This is a genomic window from Pseudomonas sp. PLB05 (assembly GCF_021106615.1).
In the GTDB taxonomy this organism is placed as follows: domain Bacteria; phylum Pseudomonadota; class Gammaproteobacteria; order Pseudomonadales; family Pseudomonadaceae; genus Chryseomonas; species Chryseomonas benzopyrenica.
Genome location: NZ_JAJOHO010000003.1, coordinates 830,311 through 847,183, shown reverse-complemented (window position 1 = coordinate 847,183; position 16,873 = coordinate 830,311). Strand labels below are relative to the sequence as shown.

The window sequence follows — 16,873 nt, the reverse complement described above, 5'->3', positions numbered from 1 at the left end:
TTGGCATCCCTGTAAAGACTTGTCGCCAGGGCAGAAGCCCTGGCCAGCCAGGCGGGGCTAGAATCGCGCCAGCCAGCGGACCGGAGGGCGCATCGGTCCGCTACCCGGGCAAAGGCTGGGACAGGGGCACTACTCCGGCGTACCATGCGTGCCACCCCACAAGGGTTTCATGGCGCGCGGTCCCGGATCGGTCCGCCCCCGCCGCTCTCGACAGGAAGCCAGACGTTAGATGACCATCCGCATCGCCTTTCTGCTGTGGCCCGACGTTCGTCCGCTGACCGTGGGCCTGGTCGAGGAAGCGCTGGAACTCGCCTCTCGCCATTCGAGCGATACGCCCTACGAGGTGCGCTTTCTGCAGGCCGGCAGCGAGTTGCAGCCGCGGCTGCCGGGTGGCCATTGGGAAGGGCAGCTGGAGCGCCTGGATCGCCTTTTCGTGCTGGCCGACGAACCTTCGCCGACGCTGCCGCCACCCCTGGCCGCGGCTCTGCGTCAGACCGCCCGGGCCGGAGTGGTGCTGGGAGGCTTTTCCGCCGGGGTGCACATCCTCGCCCAGCTCGGCCTGCTCGACGGTCATCGCGCCGCCGTGCACTGGCGCTGGCTGGAGGAATTCAGCGAGCAGTTTCCCAAGGTCATCGCCACTCACCACCTCTATGAGTGGGACCGCGATCGCCTGACCGCCTGTGGCGGCCTGGCCATCCTCGACCTCCTGCTGGCGATGATCGGCCGCGATCGCGACGCCGAGCAGGCCGGTACCATCGCCGAGGAGCTGATCGTCGAGCGCCTGCGCGAAGGCAGCGAGCGGCAGCGCATTCCGCTGAAGAACCGGCTGGGGTCGAGTCATCCCAAGCTGACCCAGGCGGTCATGCTGATGGAGGCCAACATCGAAGAGCCCCTCACCACCGACGAGATCGCCCAGCACGTCTGCGTGTCCCGCCGGCAACTGGAGCGGATCTTCAAACAGTACCTGGCGCGGGTGCCCAGCCAGTACTACCTGGAATTGCGCCTGAACCGGGCGCGCAAGATGCTCACCCAGACCAGCAAGTCCATCATCCAGATCGGCCTGTCCTGCGGCTTCTCGTCGGGACCGCATTTCTCCAGCGCCTATCGCAACTTCTTTGGCGTCACCCCCCGCGACGACCGCAACCAGCGCCGTGGCGCGGCGGGCGAGGGCAGCATGGTGGCCGAGCGCTAGGCGCCCGGCCACCCCTTCAGCTCACAGCGGCTCCGCCACCCCTTCGTCCAGCCAGGTGCCTAGCCGATCGGCCGGCAGGGGCGCGCCGCAATGGAAGCCCTGGATCTCGTCCGCCGGCAGGTGCTGCAGCTGGCGCAGGTGCTCGGCGTCTTCCACGCCCTTGAGGGTCACCGTCAGCCCCAGCGAGCGGCCGAGATCGATCATGGCGCGGACCAGGGCACTGTCTTCCGGCGCGTGGTTGCGCCGGGCGATCAGGCTGCGATCCAGGCGGATGCCGTCCAGCGGATAGCGGCGCAGATAGGCCAGGGAGCAGAGGCCAGAACCGAAGTCGTCCAGGCATAGCCGTACGCCCAGGCCCTTGAGCGCGCTCAGGGTATTGGCCACATCGGCCGCCGGGTCCAGCAGGGTGCGTTCGGTGAGTTCCAGCTCCAGGCGCGGGGCGGCCAGGCCACTCTGGTAGAGCGCCTCGGCCACGGTCTGCACCGGATCCTCGTTGGCGTGGAATTGCTGCGGCGACAGGTTGACCGACACCGAGAGCCGTTCCGGCCAGCCCTGGGCGTCGTGGCAGGCGGTCTCCAGCACCCAGCGGCCGAGGCGCTGGGCGAGTCCGGCGTCTTCGGCCAAGGCCAAAAAGTCCAGCGGCTCCAACAAGCCCTGGGTCGGATGTTCCCAGCGCACCAGCGCCTCGAAGCCGCGCAGGCTGCCGTCGGCGAGGCTGCGCCGCGGCTGGTAGTAGAGACTGAGACGGTCGTCGCGCAGGGCCTGGCGCAGGTCCTGTTCCAGTTGCCGGCGCAACAGCACCTGTTCGTTCATGGCCGGTTCGTGGAAGCGCCAGGTGCCACGGCCAGCGGCCTTGGCCTGGTAGAGGGCGATGTCGGCCAGGCGCAACAACTCGGCCGGGATGCTGGTATCCCGCGGTGCCAGGGCCACGCCCAGGCTGCTGCCGATGAAGATGCACTGCTCGCCGAGGCGGAAGGGCTGGCGCAACTGCTCCACCAGGCGCCGACAGAGGTCGGCGATGGCGCCCGGCTCGCGTTCGCCGCTGAGCACCACGCAGAATTCATCGCCGCCCAGACGCGCCACCAGGTCGGTGGCGGTCACGTTCTGCCGCAGACGCTGCGCCGCCTCCTGCAGGACCTGATCGCCGGCGGCATGGCCGAGGGCGTCGTTGACCGTCTTGAATCTATCCAGGTCGAGACTGAGCAGGGCCAGGGGACGGGGCTCCGGGCCCTCCAGGTGGGTGGCGAGAAATTGGTGCAGGCGGTGGCGATTGGGCAGACCGGTGAGGGGATCGTGCCAGGACAGGTGCTGGACCTGGGCCAGGGCCTCGATCTCGTCGGTGAGGTCGGTGACGGTGCCACGATAGCCACCCTCGGGAATGGCCCGGGCGGCCACCCGGCAGGTGCGCTCGCGACCGCTGCCATCCAGGTAGTGGCAGACCAGCGGAGGTCTCGGTTTGCGGTCGTGGGCATGGCCGGCCAGCCAGTGCGCCAGGGTATCGGCGTGGGGAGTCAGGAGTTCGTTGAGCGGCCGTCCCAGCCAGCTGTTGGCGGCTTCCCCGGTGACCTCGGCGAAGCGCTCCGAGACATAGACCAGGCGCAGACCGGCATCGACCTCCCACAACCAATCCGAGGTGGCCTCGGCGATGTCGCGGAAGCGTCGCTCGCCAATGGCCAGTTCGCTGCGACTGGCCAGCAGGTCATCGTACTGGGCATCCAGCTGGCGCATCGACAGCAGCGCCTGGCGAAACAGCCAGATCAGTCCCAGCAGCAGGATCAACACTCCGCCGCCGAACAGCGGCAGGGTCTGCTGCATCAGCCACAGCCCCGGGCGCAGCGGACGCCAGGTCAACTGATAGCTGGAGCCGGGCAGTTGCCAGCTGGCGCGACTTCCGGCCGGATCGGTGGTGATGCCGAGCGGTGGCAGGTTGTTGGCTTCGCTCAGGGTCGCCAGCCGGGCGGGACTCAACACATTGACGAAGACCAGTACCGAAGCCGGCGCATCCAGGGAACGGATGCCGGGCTGGTCGCCTGGGGTGATGGCCGCGGCGGCCACCAACGCCGGCGTGCCGGCCACGTTGAGGACGCCAGACACGCTGCCGGCGCGGGCATCGACGCTGCGCGCCGCCGCCAGCAGACCAGCGATGTCGCCCTGCAGCCAGGGCGTAGCGGGATCGGCCAGTTGCCCTTCGAGCAGGCGATAGCGGGGCCGATCCTGGCTGTCGAACACCAGCACCCCTTCGTAGCCATAGACCCGATACAGCGATTCGCCGAGATTGCCCTGGTCGTAGGCCCAGTCGTGGTCCAGCTCCAGGTGGAGGCGGCGATAGGCCTCGTCCCATTTGCTGTAGTCGATCAGGTTGCGGGCCACCTCTTCGTCGAGGCGGGTGAAGGTGCGGCCGACGGCACGCTCGGTGTGCTGGGCGACGGTGGCATCCTGGCGCACGGCATTGTCGACCAGCAGGTAGAAGCCCAGGCCGATAAGGCCCAGGAGCAGTACGCAAAGCGCTGGGAACAGCCGCAGGAGGACGGTATGGCCCCGTCGGCGCGAAGAGGCGCTACGGGACGCTGGAGAGGTAGGCATGCCTGGACCCTGGCTAGATGAGCGTTCCTGTGCCTTCGCCTGATCGGACCCGGGGGCGGCCAAGCGAAGCGGGTGAATCCTTGCCGTCGCTAGACTAGCCCCTGAGGGCGCGCGACGCTAAACGTAAAGCGCGAGATGCCAATGGGATCGCGCTAAGCAACGCGCGAACACCCGGGCTAGGTGGGGTTGCCGGCACCACCGTAGAAGGCGCAGCCCTGCCAGGTCTGGCCATTGATGCGCAATTCGGCCTGCAGCGACTGCACGGTGCCGGTCCGGCCATCCACGCAGCGCCGGGGATTGATCCACAGCTCGACCTTCTCGCCATTGGCCTCGGTGGACAGGGCGCGCATGCCGCCGGGCAATTCTTCCTGCACGAAGGGCAGGGCGCGGCGCTGTTGGCCGGCGGTACTGACCAGCATGCCCTGGTTGCTGACCTGGACGCTCCAGTCCGGTCCATGGCCACCGGCATTCATGGCGGTACGCTTGAAGTTGGGATCGCTGCAACCCGGACCGCTGTATTGCACACGGTAGACATCGGTGACGGCGAACACGCCCTGGGCGCCATCGCGACCGCCGGACTTGAGCTTGCCGCGCAGATCGGCGAACAGCGACGCGGCACCACTGTCGGCGGCCAGTTCGTGGGCATCACGCAGGATGGCGGTGTTGTTGGCGTCGGTGACGTCGAAGAAGCGCTGTTCCTGGCAGGGGCGGAACAGCAGCTGGTCACCGCTCCAGCGCAGATCGCCCTGCAGGCGCTCGCCGCCCGGTGCACGCGGGGTGTCGTCGCTCTGGAACAGACTGCAACCGCCGAGGAGGCCGAGCAGGGCAAGGGGAAAGATGGAACGCGGCGCTGGCATCGTGGGACTCCCGACTGAGGTGGGCACACGTTACTCAGACAACGTCGGGAGCTCAAGGACTTACCAGACGCGATAAGTCTTGCCGGTTTCTCGTCCTTCTACGCTGCGTTCGTAGGCCAGCGCCGCTTCGGCGACGGGAATGGCCTTGAAGCCGAGGAAGAAGTCGCCGTAGTGCGCCAGGGACTCTTCCACCACGGTAGGGCTGACCACATTCAGGCGCTGGCCGCGTGGTAGCTCGATGGCGGCACCTCGGGCGAAACCTTCCAGCCCCGCGTTGACCATGGCCGCCGCGCTGCCCTGGTGGATGGGATGTTCGCTCACGATGCCGCTGGTGAGGGTAAAGGAGGCACCGTCGGACGCCTGGGCCTGGCCCAGCAACACCAGGTTGACCTGGCCCATGAGTTTACTGCTCAGGCCGACTTGGAAGTCGGCCTGGGTCAATTCGGTCACAGGTGCGAAGGCGAGGGCGCCGGTGGCACTGACCAGGGCATCGAAGCGGCCGACCTTGGCGAACAGGGCACGGATGGAGTCCGGCTGGGTGATGTCCGCCTGGAGATCGCCCGAGTGGCGACCGACCCGCACCAAATCGTGGCGCCTACCGAGGCGTTCGGCGATGGCACTGCCCAGGGTACCGCTGGCTCCGACAAGGATGATTTTCATGGGGCGACTCCGTGAAGGGAAAGGAGTCCTCAGCCTAGAATGGCGCATTGCCCTGATAAATCACCGGAATGGCAATCCAGTGTTTCCTGGAGGAAACGATGCAGGACGACTTCGCCGATCTCGCCGCCTTCGCCATCCTCTGTGAAAGCGGCAGCTTCACCCATGCCGCCGAGCGCCTGGGCTGCAGCAAGGGGCAGCTGTCGAAGCGCATCCGCGCGCTGGAGGTACGGCTGGAGACTCGCCTGCTGCACCGCACCACCCGCCGCCTCGATCCCACGGCCGCCGGGCGCACCCTGCTGCCCGAGGCCCAGGCCCTGGTGCGCCAGCGTGAGCGGGCCCTGCAGAGCGTGGCCCGGCTGCAGGAGGAGGCCGTCGGTCCGGTACGCCTGACCGTGCCGGTGTCCCTGGGCTACACCTTTTTCGAGGTGTTGCTGGCCTGCCGCGCCGCCCATCCCGCCATCCAGTTGGACCTGGTGCTGGACAATGGCTACCGCGACCTGGTTGCCGAGGGCTTCGACCTGGCGATCCGTGCGCGGGTGGAGCCGGACGAGCGCCTGGTCGCCCGCCCACTGTTCGCCATGCAGGAGGTGACCTGCGCCGCGCCCGCCTACCTGGCCGCGCATGAGTTGCCGCAGGTGCCCGAGGAGCTGCTCGATCACCGTTGCCTGGTGAACAATCACTATGCCGAGGGCGAGGTCTGGCTCTATCACCGCGATCACCGCCTCGGTCGTGTCCAGGTGGCGCCCAGCCTGGCCTGCAATCACTACAGCCTGCTCAAGCAGGCGGCCCTGGCCGGGCAGGGTATCGCCCGGCTGCCGTCGTTCATGGTGCACGAGGAGTTGGCCAGTGGTGCACTGGTCTGGCTGCTCAGGGAATGGCGCACGCCCAGCCAGCCGCTGTTTCTGGTGCACCCCTACCAGGGCGGCCTGCCCAAGCGAACGCGGGTGGTGGCAGAAGCCCTGAGCGACTGGTTCGAGCGCAGTCGGCAGCGGTTGGAGGCGTTGGGATAGGTGCGGTGCCTGTACATCACCGTAGGTTGGGCTGAGCACAGCGAAGCCCAACAAACCATGGTTTCGAGCCGGCACCGTTGGGCTTCGACGATGAAGCCGTCTCAACCCCACCTACGGTCGATCCGTCGTAGGTTGGGTTGAGCGCAGCGAAGCCCAACAGAGCCGGAATTCGAGCAGGCATCGTTGGGCTTCGACGATGGAGCCGTCTCAACCCAACCTACGTGCTATCGCGGCCATGGGCCGCTCCTACAGGCAACCGTAGGAGCGGCCCATGGCCGCGATGAGATCCACAGCAAGAGCGGTCGCATCGGCGGACCGCCATGGCCGCGATTGGAGAAGGACTCAACCGCCCAGATAGGCCTTGCGCACGTCCGGGTTGGCCAGCAGTTCGGCGCCGCTGTCCTGCATGACGATGCGGCCGTTCTCCAGCACATAGCCGCGATCGGCCAGCTTGAGTGCCTGGTTGGCGTTCTGCTCGACCAGGAACACCGTCACCCCATCCTGGCGCAGTTGTTCGATGATCTCGAAGATCTGCTGGATGATGATGGGCGCCAGGCCCAGCGAGGGTTCGTCGAGCAGCAGCAGGCGCGGCTCGCTCATCATCGCCCGGCCGATGGCGAGCATCTGCTGCTCGCCGCCGGACATGGTGCCGGCGCGCTGGGCATAGCGCTCCTTGAGGCGGGGGAAGAGGCCGAGGACCCTGTCCAGCTGACGGTCGTAGCCGTCTTTCTCGGTGAAGAAGCCGCCCATGGCCAGATTCTCTTCCACGGTCAGGCGAGCGAACACCCGGCGGCCTTCTGGCACCACGGCGATGCCCTTGCGCATGATCTGCGCGGTTTCCTGGCCGACCAGTTCTTCGCCCTCGTAGCGGATGCTGCCGCCATGGGCGCGCGGCGTGCCGCAGAGGGTCATCAGCAGGGTGGACTTGCCGGCCCCGTTGGCGCCGATCAGGGTAACGATCTCGCCCCGGTTGACCTGCACGCTGACGCCATGCAGCGCCTGGATCTTGCCGTAGAAGGTGGAGACGTTGTCGAACTGCAGCATGGAGGTCTCCATCAGGATTCGCCCAGGTAGGCCTTGATCACGTCGGGATTGTTGCGGATCTGCTCCGGCGTCCCGTCGGCCAGGGGAGTGCCCTGGTTGATCACCACGATGTGGTCGGAAATGCTCATCACCAGGTGCATGTCGTGCTCGATCAAGAGCACGGTCACGCCGTGCTCGGCGCGCAGCAGGGCGATGAGCGCCTTGAGGTCCTCGGTCTCGCGCGGGTTGAGACCGGCGGCCGGCTCGTCGAGCATGAGGATCTGCGGGCGGGTCATCATGCAGCGGGCGATTTCCAGGCGGCGCTGCTGGCCGTAGGCGAGGTTGCCGGCGTTGCGGTTGGCGAATTCGGTGAGGTTTACCTGCTCCAGCCAGAAGCGCGCGTAGTCCATGGCCTCGGCTTCGCTCTTGCGAAAGGCCGGGGTCTTGAACAGCCCGGCCAGGAAGCCGGTGTTGAGGTGGCGGTGCTGCGCCACCAGCAGGTTCTCCACCGCGGTCATTTCCTTGAACAGGCGGACGTTCTGGAAGGTGCGCACCACGCCCTTGCGGGCGATCCTGTGCCCGGGCAAGCCCTGGATGGCTTCGCCATTCAGCAGGATCTCCCCGCCGCTGGGACGGTAGAAGCCGGTCAGGCAGTTGAACACCGTGGTCTTGCCGGCGCCGTTGGGGCCGATCAGCGAGACCACCTGGCCCTGCTCCACGCGGATGTTGACGCCGTTGACGGCCAGCAGGCCGCCGAACCTCATGGACAGGCCGGAGACATCGAGAAGGGCTTGGCTCATTTGCGCAACTCCAGGTGCGGGCGTTGCATCGGGAGCAGGCCTTGCGGACGCCAGATCATCATCACGACCATCAGCAGGCCGAACATCAACATGCGGTATTCGCTGAATTCGCGCATCAGCTCCGGCAGCAGGATCATCACGATGGCCGCGAGGATCACGCCGAGCTGGGAGCCCATGCCGCCCAGCACCACGATGGCCAGGATGATGGCCGATTCGATGAAGGTGAAGGATTCCGGCGACACCAGGCCCTGGCGGGCGGCGAAGAAGCTGCCGGCGAAACCGGCGAAGCAGGCGCCCAGGGTAAAGGCCGAGAGCTTGATCAGCGTGGGGTTCAGACCCAGGGCGCGGCAGGCGATCTCGTCTTCGCGCAGAGCCTCCCAGGCGCGGCCGATGGGCATGCGCAGGAGGCGGTTGATCACGAACAGGGTCAGCAGCACCAGCAGCAGGGCGATCAAATAAAGGAAGATCACCTTGTACTCGGAGTTGTAGGGGATGCCGAAATACTCGTGGAAGGGCGTCATGCCCTCGGGTGCCCGGCGCTCGAAGGTCAGGCCGAACAGGGTCGGCTTGTCGATGCCGCTGATGCCGTTGGGGCCGCCGGTCCATTCGGTGAGATTACGCAGGAGGATGCGGATGATCTCGCCGAAGCCCAGGGTGACGATGGCCAGGTAGTCGCCGCGCAGGCGCAGCACCGGAAAGCCGAGCAGGAAGCCGAACAGTGCCGCCATCAGCCCCGCCAGCGGCAGGCAGACCCAGAAGCCGAGGCCGTAGTAGTGGGAGAGCATGGCGTAGGTGTAGGCGCCGACGGCATAGAAGCCGACGTAGCCCAGGTCGAGCAGACCGGCCAGGCCCACCACGATGTTCAGGCCGAGGCCAAGCATCACGTAGATGAGGATCAGGGTGGCGATGTCCACCGCGCCGCGCGAGCCGTAGAAGGGCCACGCCAGGGCGACCAGCACTAGGGCCAGGATCACCCAGCGCTGGGTCTTGGGTTCGGTGAGCTTGGTGCCCAGGCCGGTAACCGGCAGCTGCAGGCCGCCGCGGTTACGCCAGCCGGCGGTGAGCGGATCACGCACCAGTTGCCAGACGAACATCAGCACCGCGGCCAGGGCCACGATCCAGAGGGTACGCGGCGTGGCGCCGTGCACTTCGAGGTTGACGCCGACCGTTTCCAGCTTGAGGCCGAGGATGGGATAGGCGACGGCCAGCACCAGCAGGGCGCTGAAGAAGGCGGTTCGCAGACGGGCACTCATACCTTTTCCACCTCCGGGCGACCGAGGATGCCGGTGGGGCGGAACAGCAGCACCAGTACCAGCAGGCTGAAGGCCACCACGTCCTTGTACTGGTCACCGAAGACGTCGGCACCGAAGGCTTCGGCCACGCCCAGCACCAGGCCGCCGAGCATGGCGCCGGGGATGCTGCCGATGCCGCCGAGCACGGCGGCGGTAAAGGCCTTGATGCCGGCCAGGAAGCCCAGGCTTGGGTTGATCACGCCGTACTGGATGCCCAGCAGCACCGCGGCCACGGCGGCCAGGGTGGCGCCGATGACGAAGGTCAGGGCGATGATGCCATTGGTGTTGATGCCCAGCAGGTTGGCCATCTTGATGTCCTCGGCGCAGGCGCGGCAGGCGCGGCCCAGGCGGGAGCGGGAAATGAACCAGGTCAGGCCGAACATGGTGAGCAGGGTGACGATGAAGATCAGCACCTGTACATAGGAGATCACCACGCCATTCATGGCGTCGGTGCCGATGATGAAGTTGCCCGGCAGCAGGTTGGGGATCGACTTGTCCTTGGAATCCTGGGCCAGCAGCACCCAGTTCTGCAGGAAGATCGACATGCCGATCGCCGAGATCAGCGGGATCAGCCGGTTACCGCCACGCAGGGGGCGATAGGCGATGCGTTCGATGCTGTAGCCATAGGCACTGGCGATGACGATGCTGGCGGCGAAGGCGGCGAGCATGACGATGGGCAGGCTGTGGATGCCCAGCATGGCGAGGCCCGCAATGGCGATGAAGGCCACGTAGGAGCCGATCATGTACACCTCGCCATGGGCGAAGTTGATCATGCCGATGATGCCGTAGACCATGGTGTAGCCGATGGCGATCAGGGCATAGGTGCTGCCGACCGTGAGGCCGTTCACCAGCTGTTGCAGGTAATGGTAGAACTCGGGCATGGGTGTCTCCAGGGGACCCAAGTGCACTTCTGGTGCGGGTCCCAGGCCTCGGATGGAGGCGGATAAACGAAGCCCACCGCCGTTGGCGGTGGGCTCCGGTGTTACAGGCAGGGCTTACTTGGCTTCGGTCTTGGAGCCGTCGGCGTGCCATTCGTAGACCACGAACTCGAAGTTCTTCAGGTCGCCTTTCTCGTCGAACGCCAACTCACCGGTGGGGGTGTTGAAGGTGTTGCTGCGCAGTGCCTTGGCCACGTCCTCGGGCTTCTCGTCGCCCGCCTTCTCGATGCCCTGGGCGATGACCTGCACGGCGGCGTAGGAGGGGAACACGAAGGGACCGCTCGCATCCTGCTTCTTGTCCTTGAACGCCTGCACCAGGGCCTGGTTCTTGGGATCCTGGTCGAAGGAGCGCGGCAGGGTGACCAGCAGGCCTTCGGAGGCCTTGCCGGCGATGGCGGAGATGGAGCTGTTGCCCACGCCTTCCGGACCCATGAACTTGGCGGTCAGGCCCTTCTCGGCCGCCTGGCGCAGGATCAGACCCAGCTCGGGGTGGTAGCCGCCGTAGTAGACGAAATCGACGTTGGCCTGCTTGAGCTTGGCGATCAGCGAGGAGAAGTCCTTGTCGCCGGAGTTGATGCCTTCGAACATGGCGACCTTGATGCCGGCCTTGTCCAGGGTCTGCTTGACCGCGGTGGCGATGCCTTCGCCGTACTGCTGCTTGTCGTGGATGACGGCGACGACCTTGGGCTTGACGTGCTCGACGATGAACTTGCCGGCGGTCGGGCCCTGCATGTTGTCCAGGCCGATGGTGCGGAAGATCAGCTTGTAGCCACGGTTGGTGATGTCGGGGCTGGTGGCCGCCGGAGTCACCATCAGAATGCCTTCGTCTTCATAGATGTCGGAGGCGGGCTGGGTCGAGCTGGAGCAGAGGTGACCGACGACAAACTTGACGCCATCGTTGACGATCTTGTTGGCTACGGCCACAGCTTGCTTGGGATCGCAGGCGTCGTCGTAGATCACGCCTTCGAGCTGTTTGCCCTTGACGCCGCCGGCCTTGTTGATCTGCTCGATGGCCATCTGAGCACCAATGAACTCCATGTCACCGTACTGGGCGACCGGACCGGTCTTGGGGCCGGCCAGACCGATCTTCAGGGTGTCGGCTGCCAGGGTGTGGCTGGCCATGCCGGCCAGGGCCAGGGCCGCGATCAGACGGGAGAAACGCAGAGTTGCCTTTTTCATGAGTGCTCCACTCGGAATGCTTTTATTAATGAGGCAGTTGGAAGCGAAAGTGTGCCGATTTTGTTCTATATGACGCGCTGCGCAGTTTAATCACCGTCTGTTCGTCTTGGAAAGCTGGCGACGACAACTTGTCGGACTTGTCGACCGCGCGTCCGGGCGCTCGGCAAGCGAAGAGGGCGCCGGTAGAATCCGCCCTTTTCACGAGGCCCGCACCATGACCGATCACGCAACGCGCTACGCCACCCTGCTCGGGCAGACTGCCGCCATCGGCTGGGAAGAATTGCAACCGCATTTTGCGCGGGGCGTGCTGCTGGAAGTGGCACCGGAGCTGGACCTGATCGAGGCGGCCATCGCCGTGACCCAGGATGATGCCGCCCAGGTGGGGCTGTGGCTGCAGCAGGGCCAGCTGGCCAAGGTCGACGAAAACCGGGCGCGCCGCCGACTGGAAGCGCCGGCGGTAGCCCTGTGGGCGGTGGTGGTCGCGCCCTGGGTGCTGATGCAGGAGCGTCCGGCCGAGCGCTGAAACGCAAAGGCCCGCGCAAGGCGGGCCGTTGGCTAGCGGGCGTAACTCAGCGTTCGCTGTCGAGATCGCGGAGCTGGTGTTCGCCGTAGCGATCGCCGGCCACGGCGTCTGGTGGCAGCAGCCGTTCCAGCTCGGCGCGGTCCGCGGCGCTCAGGGTCACTGCCAGCGCACCGAAAGATTCGTCCAGTTGTTCGCGGCGGCGGGCACCGACCAGGGGCACGATGTCGTCGCCCTGGGCGGCGACCCAGGCGACCGCCAGCCGGGCAGGGGTGGTGCCCCGGCGTTCGGCGAATTGTTGCAGACCTTCCACCAACGCCAGGTTGCGCTCCACGTTGCCCGGCTGAAAGCGCGGACTGTGGGCGCGGAAGTCACCGCTGCCGGCGGGCTGGCGCCAGTGGCCGCTGAGCAGACCCCGGGAGAGCACGCCATAGGCGGTGATGCCGATGCCCAGGTCGCGGCAGGTCGGCAGGATTTCCGTCTCGATGCCGCGCGAGACCAGCGAATACTCGATCTGCAGGTCGCAGACCGGATGCACGGCCGCTGCTCGCCGCAGGGTCTCGGCCCCCACTTCCGAAAGGCCGATATGGCGGATGTAGCCAGCCTGCACCAATTCGGCGAGGGCGCCCATGGTGTCCTCGATGGGCACCTGGCGATCCAGCCGCGCCGGACGATAGATGTCGATGTGGTCCACGCCCAGACGCTTGAGGCTGTAGGCGACGAAATTCTTGATCGCCGCCGGCCGGGTGTCGTAGCCCAGCCACTCGCCGCCCGGACCGCGCAGAGCGCCGAACTTGACGCTGATCAGTGCACTATCCCGGCGACCGCGCAAGGCTTCGCCCAGCAGCAGTTCGTTGTGGCCCATGCCATAGAAGTCACCGGTGTCGAACAGGGTGACGCCACGTTCGAGGGCGGCCTGGACGGTGGCGATGGCCTCGCCACGGTCGGCGGCGCCATAGAGGTCGGACATGCCCATGCAGCCCAGACCAAGGCTCGATACCAAGGGGCCCTGCTGGCCCAAGCGACGCTGTTGCATGAGGGATTCCTCGTCAGATGGATGAGGCTTCACTCTAGCCAGGATGATGCTGTGCGATAATCCGCTCTCGACACAACGACCTGTTCGCTCAGCCGTACAATGGAGGCGCCTTGAATCTGGATGACCTGGCGGCCTTCGCCGCCGTGGCCGAGGCCCGCAGCTTTCGCGGCGCCGCCTATGTGCGCGGCGTGGCGGCGTCTTCCCTGAGCGATGCCGTGCGCCGGCTGGAACGGGAACTGGATGTCCGGCTGCTGCACCGCACCACCCGCAGCGTGACGCCCACCGCGGCCGGCCAGCGCCTGCTGGAGCGCCTGACCCCGGCGCTGCGCGAGGTGCGCGGCGCGCTGGACGCCATCAATGCCGAGGGCGAGAGCCCGGTCGGCAGCCTGAGACTCAATGTGCCCACCATCGTCGCCCGGGTACTGCTGCCGCCGCTGATCGGGCCCTTTCTGGCCAGGCATCCCGGCATACGCCTGGAAGTGGTGGCCGAAGACCGGCTGATCGACGTGCTCGCCGCGGGTTTCGATGCCGGGGTGCGCTACGACGAGCACTTGGAGGCCGACATGATCAGCGTACGGCTGGGTCCGGTCACCCAAAGATTCGCCGTGGCCGGAACCCCTGCCTACCTGGAACGACACGGCGTACCGGCACACCCCGCCGACCTGGTCCGGCATTCTTGCATCGGGCATCGCTTCGCCAGCGGCCTGGTGGCGCAGTGGAGCTTCGAGCGCGGCAGCGAGGTCCTCAATGTCGCGCCGGGCAGTCGCCTGCTGGCCTCGACACTCGATCTGGAATTGCAGGCCGCCCTCGACGGCGTCGGCCTGATCTATTCCTTCGCCGACTATCTGGCCGAGCCACTGGCCGACGGTCGCCTCGTGGAAGTGCTGGCGGACTGGTCCACGTCCTTTCCCGGTCCGCGGCTCTACTATGCGGATCGCCGCCAGCTACCGGCCCCGCTGCGGGCCTTCGTGGCCTTCTTGCGCGAGCGTCATGGCTAGGCGATCACGCGGGGCGCCGCTACCCTAAGCGCCAGTCCGCCGCCTGGAGCCGCCATGACGTCCCTGTTCATCCGCCTGGTACCGTGCCCATGATCATCGGCACCGCCGGTCACATCGACCATGGCAAGACCGCCCTGATCCAGGCCCTCACCGGGGTCGCCGGTGACCGCCGCCGCGAGGAGCAGGCGCGCGGCATCACCATCGACCTGGGCTATGTCTATGCCGATCTGGGCGATGGCGGCCTCACCGGCTTCATCGACGTGCCCGGTCACGAGCGCTTCGTGCACAACATGCTGGCGGGCGCCAGCGGCCTGGATCTGGCCCTGCTGGTGGTGGCGGCCGACGACGGCGTCATGCCGCAGACCCGCGAGCACCTGGCGATCCTCGAATTGCTCGGCATTCCCCGGCTGCTGGTGGCCCTGACCAAGGCCGATCGGGTGGATGCCGAGCGACTGGCCCAGGTGCGTCAGGAGGTCAATGCGCTGCTGGCTGCCGGGCCCTTTGCCGGGGCGCCGCTGTATCCGGTGGCCAGCCCTAGCGGCGCGGGCATCCCCGCGTTGCGCGCCGCCTTGCTCGCCGCGCTGGACCAGGTGCGCCAGCGCAACACCCGCAGTGGCTTTCGCCTGGCCGTGGACCGGGTATTCAGCGTGGCCGGAGCCGGCGTGGTGGTCACCGGCACCACCTTCGCCGGTCAGGTGGCCGTCGGCGACGAACTCATCCTCACCCCGCGTGGCCAGCGCCTGCGGGTGCGGGGATTGCACGCCCAGAATCGCGCGGCGGAAACCGCTCAGGCCGGCCAGCGGGTGTCGCTCAATCTCGCCGGCGAGCGGCTGAGCACCGACAGCCTGGCCCGCGGTGACTGGCTGGTGGCCGAGGCGCTGCATGCGCCCACCACCCGGATCGACGTGGAGCTACGGCTGCTGCCCGGCGAGGCGCGCAACCTGGCGCACTGGACGCCGGTGCACGTGCACCTGGGCGCCCAGGATCTCACCGGGCGCGTCGCCCTGCTGGCAGGCGACAGCCTAGCTCCTGGCACCATGGCCCTGGCACAGCTGGTACTCAATGCGCCGCTGCACGGGGTGCATGGCGATCGCCTGGTCCTACGTGACCAGTCCGCCCAGCGCACCCTGGGTGGTGCCCGGCTGCTCGATCCCTTCGCCCCGGCGCGCCATCGCCGCACGCCGCAGCGACTGGCACAACTCCAGGCACTGCGTCGGGGCGGTCTGGAGGAGGCGCTGCCTGAACTCCTGGCCCAGGCCGACGGCGGTCTCGATCCACGGCTGCTGGCGCGTCAGTTCAACCGACCCGAAGGCGACTGGCAACTGCCCGCCGATACCCTGAGGGTGGAGACACGGGTCGGCCCGCGGCTGTTTGCAGCCTCTTTGTGGCAGGCAGCACTCGAGCGCCTGAGCGAAGCGCTCGCCACCTTTCACCAGGAACAACCCGACGAGCTGGGGCCGGATCGGGATCGCCTCCGCCGCATCGCCGCGCCGGAACTGGAGCGGGCGGTCTATCTGGCCCTGCTGGAGACGGCCCTGGCCAAGGGGCGATTGCAGAGCAGCGGTCCCTGGTTGCACCTGCCCGATCACCGGGTTCGCCTCACCGAGGCGGAGGAGGGGCTCAAGGCCAAGCTCTGGCCATTGCTCACGGCCCAGCGCTTCGATCCGCCCTGGACGCGGGATCTCGCCAAGAGTCTGGATCAGCCCGAGGCCGAGGTGCGGCTGTTGCTGCGCAAACTGGCCCGACTAGGGGAACTGACCCAGGTGGTCAGGGATCTCTTCTATCCCCAGGCCAGCCTGGAAGCCGCGGCCGGTGAGGCATTGCGCCTGGAGCGTGAAGCAGGGATCATTCGCGCCGCGGCCTTCCGCGATGCCCTCGGCATCGGTCGCAAGCGCAGCATCCAGATCCTCGAATGCCTGGATCGCATCGGTTTCACCCGTCGCTTCGGTGACGAGCGCCGGGTTCGTCCGGACAGCGCCTGGGCCCGCGCGGCCGAGGGCTAGCGCAACAAAGGAAGGCAATCACGCCCGGTGGCGTGGCCGGGCTTCAAACCCGGTTGGGGACGGCAGCCGTTCCCGGGTGGGTTCGACTCCCACTGCCTTCCGCCATTTTGTTACTGTCGCTTTCATTTGTTCGATCTGCTATAGAACTTTTTTGGCTTACTCACAACTACTTTCCCTTCGCTTTTGTCTTCTATAGACAAGCTCGAGAATTTCAAGCTGGAACCTATATCGGGAGATGACTTGCTCTAGGAGTATTGCTCCTAGAGAAACTCCCACAAGTAGTGCTCCGGACCACAGCAGTAGCGTGTTTCCAATATTATCGATGCTAAATCCCTTGGCTAAGGTTTTGCTGATCCATTCAAAGCCGCCAAATTCTTTTGAAAAAGAGTAGCTTAAAGCTATTAATCCGACTGCTGCAGTTTTTTCTCCAAAAAAACGATTGATTCTATTGCTTATTCTTTTGATTTTTCTTTCTATCCAAAACTCTGCGTCAGATAAAGTTTCTGCTTCAAACCTCATTAAATGGTCGGCTAGTTTTTGTTCATAAATAATGTCTTCTTTTATACTGTTGAAGGATATTTTTTTCCAGCGAAATAGAAGAATTATAGATGCTCCTATTGGAAGTATAAGGGCGGTTATTACTAAAAGCGTAGACAGGCCTGTTGTGATCAAGACAAAATCTTTCGCCATATTTGATGCTGGTCTCGGCGTGTATAGAAGTACAAATGCAGCGCAGATGGAAGTTAGAAATACTGATGCGGCTAGTAGCCAATTTGAAATTT

15 protein-coding genes and 1 tRNA gene are annotated in these 16,873 nt (G+C 65.9%); 6 read left to right on the top strand and 10 right to left on the bottom strand.

Annotation, left to right across the window (positions count from 1 at the left end; translation table 11 throughout):
* Window positions 1-229: 229 nt before the first annotated feature.
* Complete coding sequence (locus LRS53_RS16730; protein WP_017642430.1) at window positions 230-1,192, top strand: GlxA family transcriptional regulator; 963 nt, start codon at window positions 230-232, stop codon at window positions 1,190-1,192.
* Between the two features lie 21 nt (window positions 1,193-1,213).
* On the opposite strand, the gene LRS53_RS16725 is transcribed toward LRS53_RS16730, so the two are convergent.
* The 3 genes from LRS53_RS16725 to LRS53_RS16715 form a co-directional block, all read right to left on the bottom strand.
* Window positions 1,214-3,775: a bifunctional diguanylate cyclase/phosphodiesterase gene (locus tag LRS53_RS16725; protein WP_231356643.1), complete on the bottom strand. Its 2,562-nt coding sequence runs from the start codon at window positions 3,773-3,775 to the stop codon at window positions 1,214-1,216.
* Between the two features lie 176 nt (window positions 3,776-3,951).
* Window positions 3,952-4,632: a hypothetical protein gene (locus LRS53_RS16720; protein WP_093250385.1), complete on the bottom strand. Its 681-nt coding sequence runs from the start codon at window positions 4,630-4,632 to the stop codon at window positions 3,952-3,954.
* Between the two features lie 60 nt (window positions 4,633-4,692).
* A complete protein-coding gene (locus LRS53_RS16715; RefSeq protein WP_231356642.1) occupies window positions 4,693-5,292 on the bottom strand; it encodes a short chain dehydrogenase in 600 nt (199 codons plus the stop codon).
* A gap of 98 nt (window positions 5,293-5,390) precedes the next feature.
* Here LRS53_RS16715 and LRS53_RS16710 point away from each other — a divergent pair, with 98 nt between their 5' ends.
* Window positions 5,391-6,302: a LysR family transcriptional regulator gene (locus LRS53_RS16710; protein ID WP_231356641.1), complete on the top strand. Its 912-nt coding sequence runs from the start codon at window positions 5,391-5,393 to the stop codon at window positions 6,300-6,302.
* Window positions 6,303-6,644: 342 nt separating this feature from the next.
* Here LRS53_RS16710 and LRS53_RS16705 read toward each other — a convergent pair whose 3' ends face one another.
* From LRS53_RS16705 to LRS53_RS16685, 5 genes are all read right to left on the bottom strand, one after another.
* Window positions 6,645-7,346, bottom strand: coding sequence for an ABC transporter ATP-binding protein (locus tag LRS53_RS16705; protein WP_017642425.1), 702 nt, complete (start codon window positions 7,344-7,346; stop codon window positions 6,645-6,647).
* Window positions 7,347-7,357: 11 nt separating this feature from the next.
* Window positions 7,358-8,125, bottom strand: a complete 768-nt coding sequence (gene livG / locus LRS53_RS16700) for a high-affinity branched-chain amino acid ABC transporter ATP-binding protein LivG (RefSeq protein WP_017642424.1) — start codon at window positions 8,123-8,125, stop codon at window positions 7,358-7,360.
* Window positions 8,122-9,378: a high-affinity branched-chain amino acid ABC transporter permease LivM gene (locus LRS53_RS16695; protein ID WP_064307298.1), complete on the bottom strand. Its 1,257-nt coding sequence runs from the start codon at window positions 9,376-9,378 to the stop codon at window positions 8,122-8,124. Before LRS53_RS16695 ends, livG begins: the two co-directional genes overlap by 4 nt.
* The gene (gene livH, locus LRS53_RS16690; RefSeq protein WP_017642422.1) at window positions 9,375-10,298 is read right to left on the bottom strand and encodes a high-affinity branched-chain amino acid ABC transporter permease LivH; all 924 of its coding nucleotides are present in this window, start codon (window positions 10,296-10,298) and stop codon (window positions 9,375-9,377) included. Before livH ends, LRS53_RS16695 begins: the two co-directional genes overlap by 4 nt.
* A 114-nt stretch (window positions 10,299-10,412) precedes the next feature.
* Window positions 10,413-11,534 (bottom strand): branched-chain amino acid ABC transporter substrate-binding protein, encoded by a 1,122-nt coding sequence (locus LRS53_RS16685; RefSeq protein ID WP_017642421.1) that lies wholly within the window; start codon window positions 11,532-11,534, stop codon window positions 10,413-10,415.
* 214 nt (window positions 11,535-11,748) lie between these two features.
* On the opposite strand from LRS53_RS16685, the gene LRS53_RS16680 reads away from it, so the two are divergent.
* Entirely contained in the window at window positions 11,749-12,057 is a 309-nt protein-coding gene (locus tag LRS53_RS16680; protein WP_231356640.1) for a DUF2288 family protein, read from the top strand.
* A gap of 46 nt (window positions 12,058-12,103) precedes the next feature.
* Here LRS53_RS16680 and LRS53_RS16675 read toward each other — a convergent pair whose 3' ends face one another.
* Window positions 12,104-13,090, bottom strand: a complete 987-nt coding sequence (locus tag LRS53_RS16675; protein ID WP_231356639.1) for an aldo/keto reductase — start codon at window positions 13,088-13,090, stop codon at window positions 12,104-12,106.
* 110 nt (window positions 13,091-13,200) lie between these two features.
* Between LRS53_RS16675 and LRS53_RS16670 the strand changes: the two genes are divergently transcribed.
* The 3 genes from LRS53_RS16670 to LRS53_RS16660 all read left to right on the top strand — a co-directional run bounded on the left by LRS53_RS16670 (window position 13,201) and on the right by LRS53_RS16660 (window position 16,196).
* Complete coding sequence (locus LRS53_RS16670; RefSeq protein WP_231356638.1) at window positions 13,201-14,088, top strand: LysR family transcriptional regulator; 888 nt, start codon at window positions 13,201-13,203, stop codon at window positions 14,086-14,088.
* A gap of 89 nt (window positions 14,089-14,177) precedes the next feature.
* Complete coding sequence (gene selB / locus LRS53_RS16665) at window positions 14,178-16,091, top strand: selenocysteine-specific translation elongation factor (RefSeq protein WP_231356637.1); 1,914 nt, start codon at window positions 14,178-14,180, stop codon at window positions 16,089-16,091.
* 9 nt (window positions 16,092-16,100) lie between these two features.
* Window positions 16,101-16,196 (top strand) — tRNA-Sec (locus tag LRS53_RS16660).
* A 51-nt stretch (window positions 16,197-16,247) separates the two neighbouring features.
* Here LRS53_RS16660 and LRS53_RS16655 read toward each other — a convergent pair.
* Complete coding sequence (locus tag LRS53_RS16655; RefSeq protein ID WP_231356636.1) at window positions 16,248-16,781, bottom strand: hypothetical protein; 534 nt, start codon at window positions 16,779-16,781, stop codon at window positions 16,248-16,250.
* Window positions 16,782-16,873: the final 92 nt, after the last annotated feature.

Excerpts from the sequence above, each read along its gene's own strand:
- LRS53_RS16705 (WP_017642425.1), bottom strand. The coding sequence starts at position 7,346 with ATGCTGCAGTTCGACAACGTCTCCACCTTCTACGGCAAGATCCAGGCG.
- LRS53_RS16675 (WP_231356639.1), bottom strand. The coding sequence starts at position 13,090 with ATGCAACAGCGTCGCTTGGGCCAGCAGGGCCCCTTGGTATCGAGCCTT.
- LRS53_RS16730 (WP_017642430.1), top strand. The coding sequence starts at position 230 with ATGACCATCCGCATCGCCTTTCTGCTGTGGCCCGACGTTCGTCCGCTG.
- selB (WP_231356637.1), top strand. The coding sequence starts at position 14,178 with ATGATCATCGGCACCGCCGGTCACATCGACCATGGCAAGACCGCCCTG.
- livG (WP_017642424.1), bottom strand. The coding sequence starts at position 8,125 with ATGAGCCAAGCCCTTCTCGATGTCTCCGGCCTGTCCATGAGGTTCGGC.
- LRS53_RS16680 (WP_231356640.1), top strand. The coding sequence starts at position 11,749 with ATGACCGATCACGCAACGCGCTACGCCACCCTGCTCGGGCAGACTGCC.
- LRS53_RS16725 (WP_231356643.1), bottom strand. The coding sequence starts at position 3,775 with ATGCCTACCTCTCCAGCGTCCCGTAGCGCCTCTTCGCGCCGACGGGGC.
- LRS53_RS16710 (WP_231356641.1), top strand. The coding sequence starts at position 5,391 with ATGCAGGACGACTTCGCCGATCTCGCCGCCTTCGCCATCCTCTGTGAA.
- LRS53_RS16655 (WP_231356636.1), bottom strand. The coding sequence starts at position 16,781 with ATGGCGAAAGATTTTGTCTTGATCACAACAGGCCTGTCTACGCTTTTA.
- livH (WP_017642422.1), bottom strand. The coding sequence starts at position 10,298 with ATGCCCGAGTTCTACCATTACCTGCAACAGCTGGTGAACGGCCTCACG.
- LRS53_RS16715 (WP_231356642.1), bottom strand. The coding sequence starts at position 5,292 with ATGAAAATCATCCTTGTCGGAGCCAGCGGTACCCTGGGCAGTGCCATC.
- LRS53_RS16685 (WP_017642421.1), bottom strand. The coding sequence starts at position 11,534 with ATGAAAAAGGCAACTCTGCGTTTCTCCCGTCTGATCGCGGCCCTGGCC.
- LRS53_RS16720 (WP_093250385.1), bottom strand. The coding sequence starts at position 4,632 with ATGCCAGCGCCGCGTTCCATCTTTCCCCTTGCCCTGCTCGGCCTCCTC.
- LRS53_RS16695 (WP_064307298.1), bottom strand. The coding sequence starts at position 9,378 with ATGAGTGCCCGTCTGCGAACCGCCTTCTTCAGCGCCCTGCTGGTGCTG.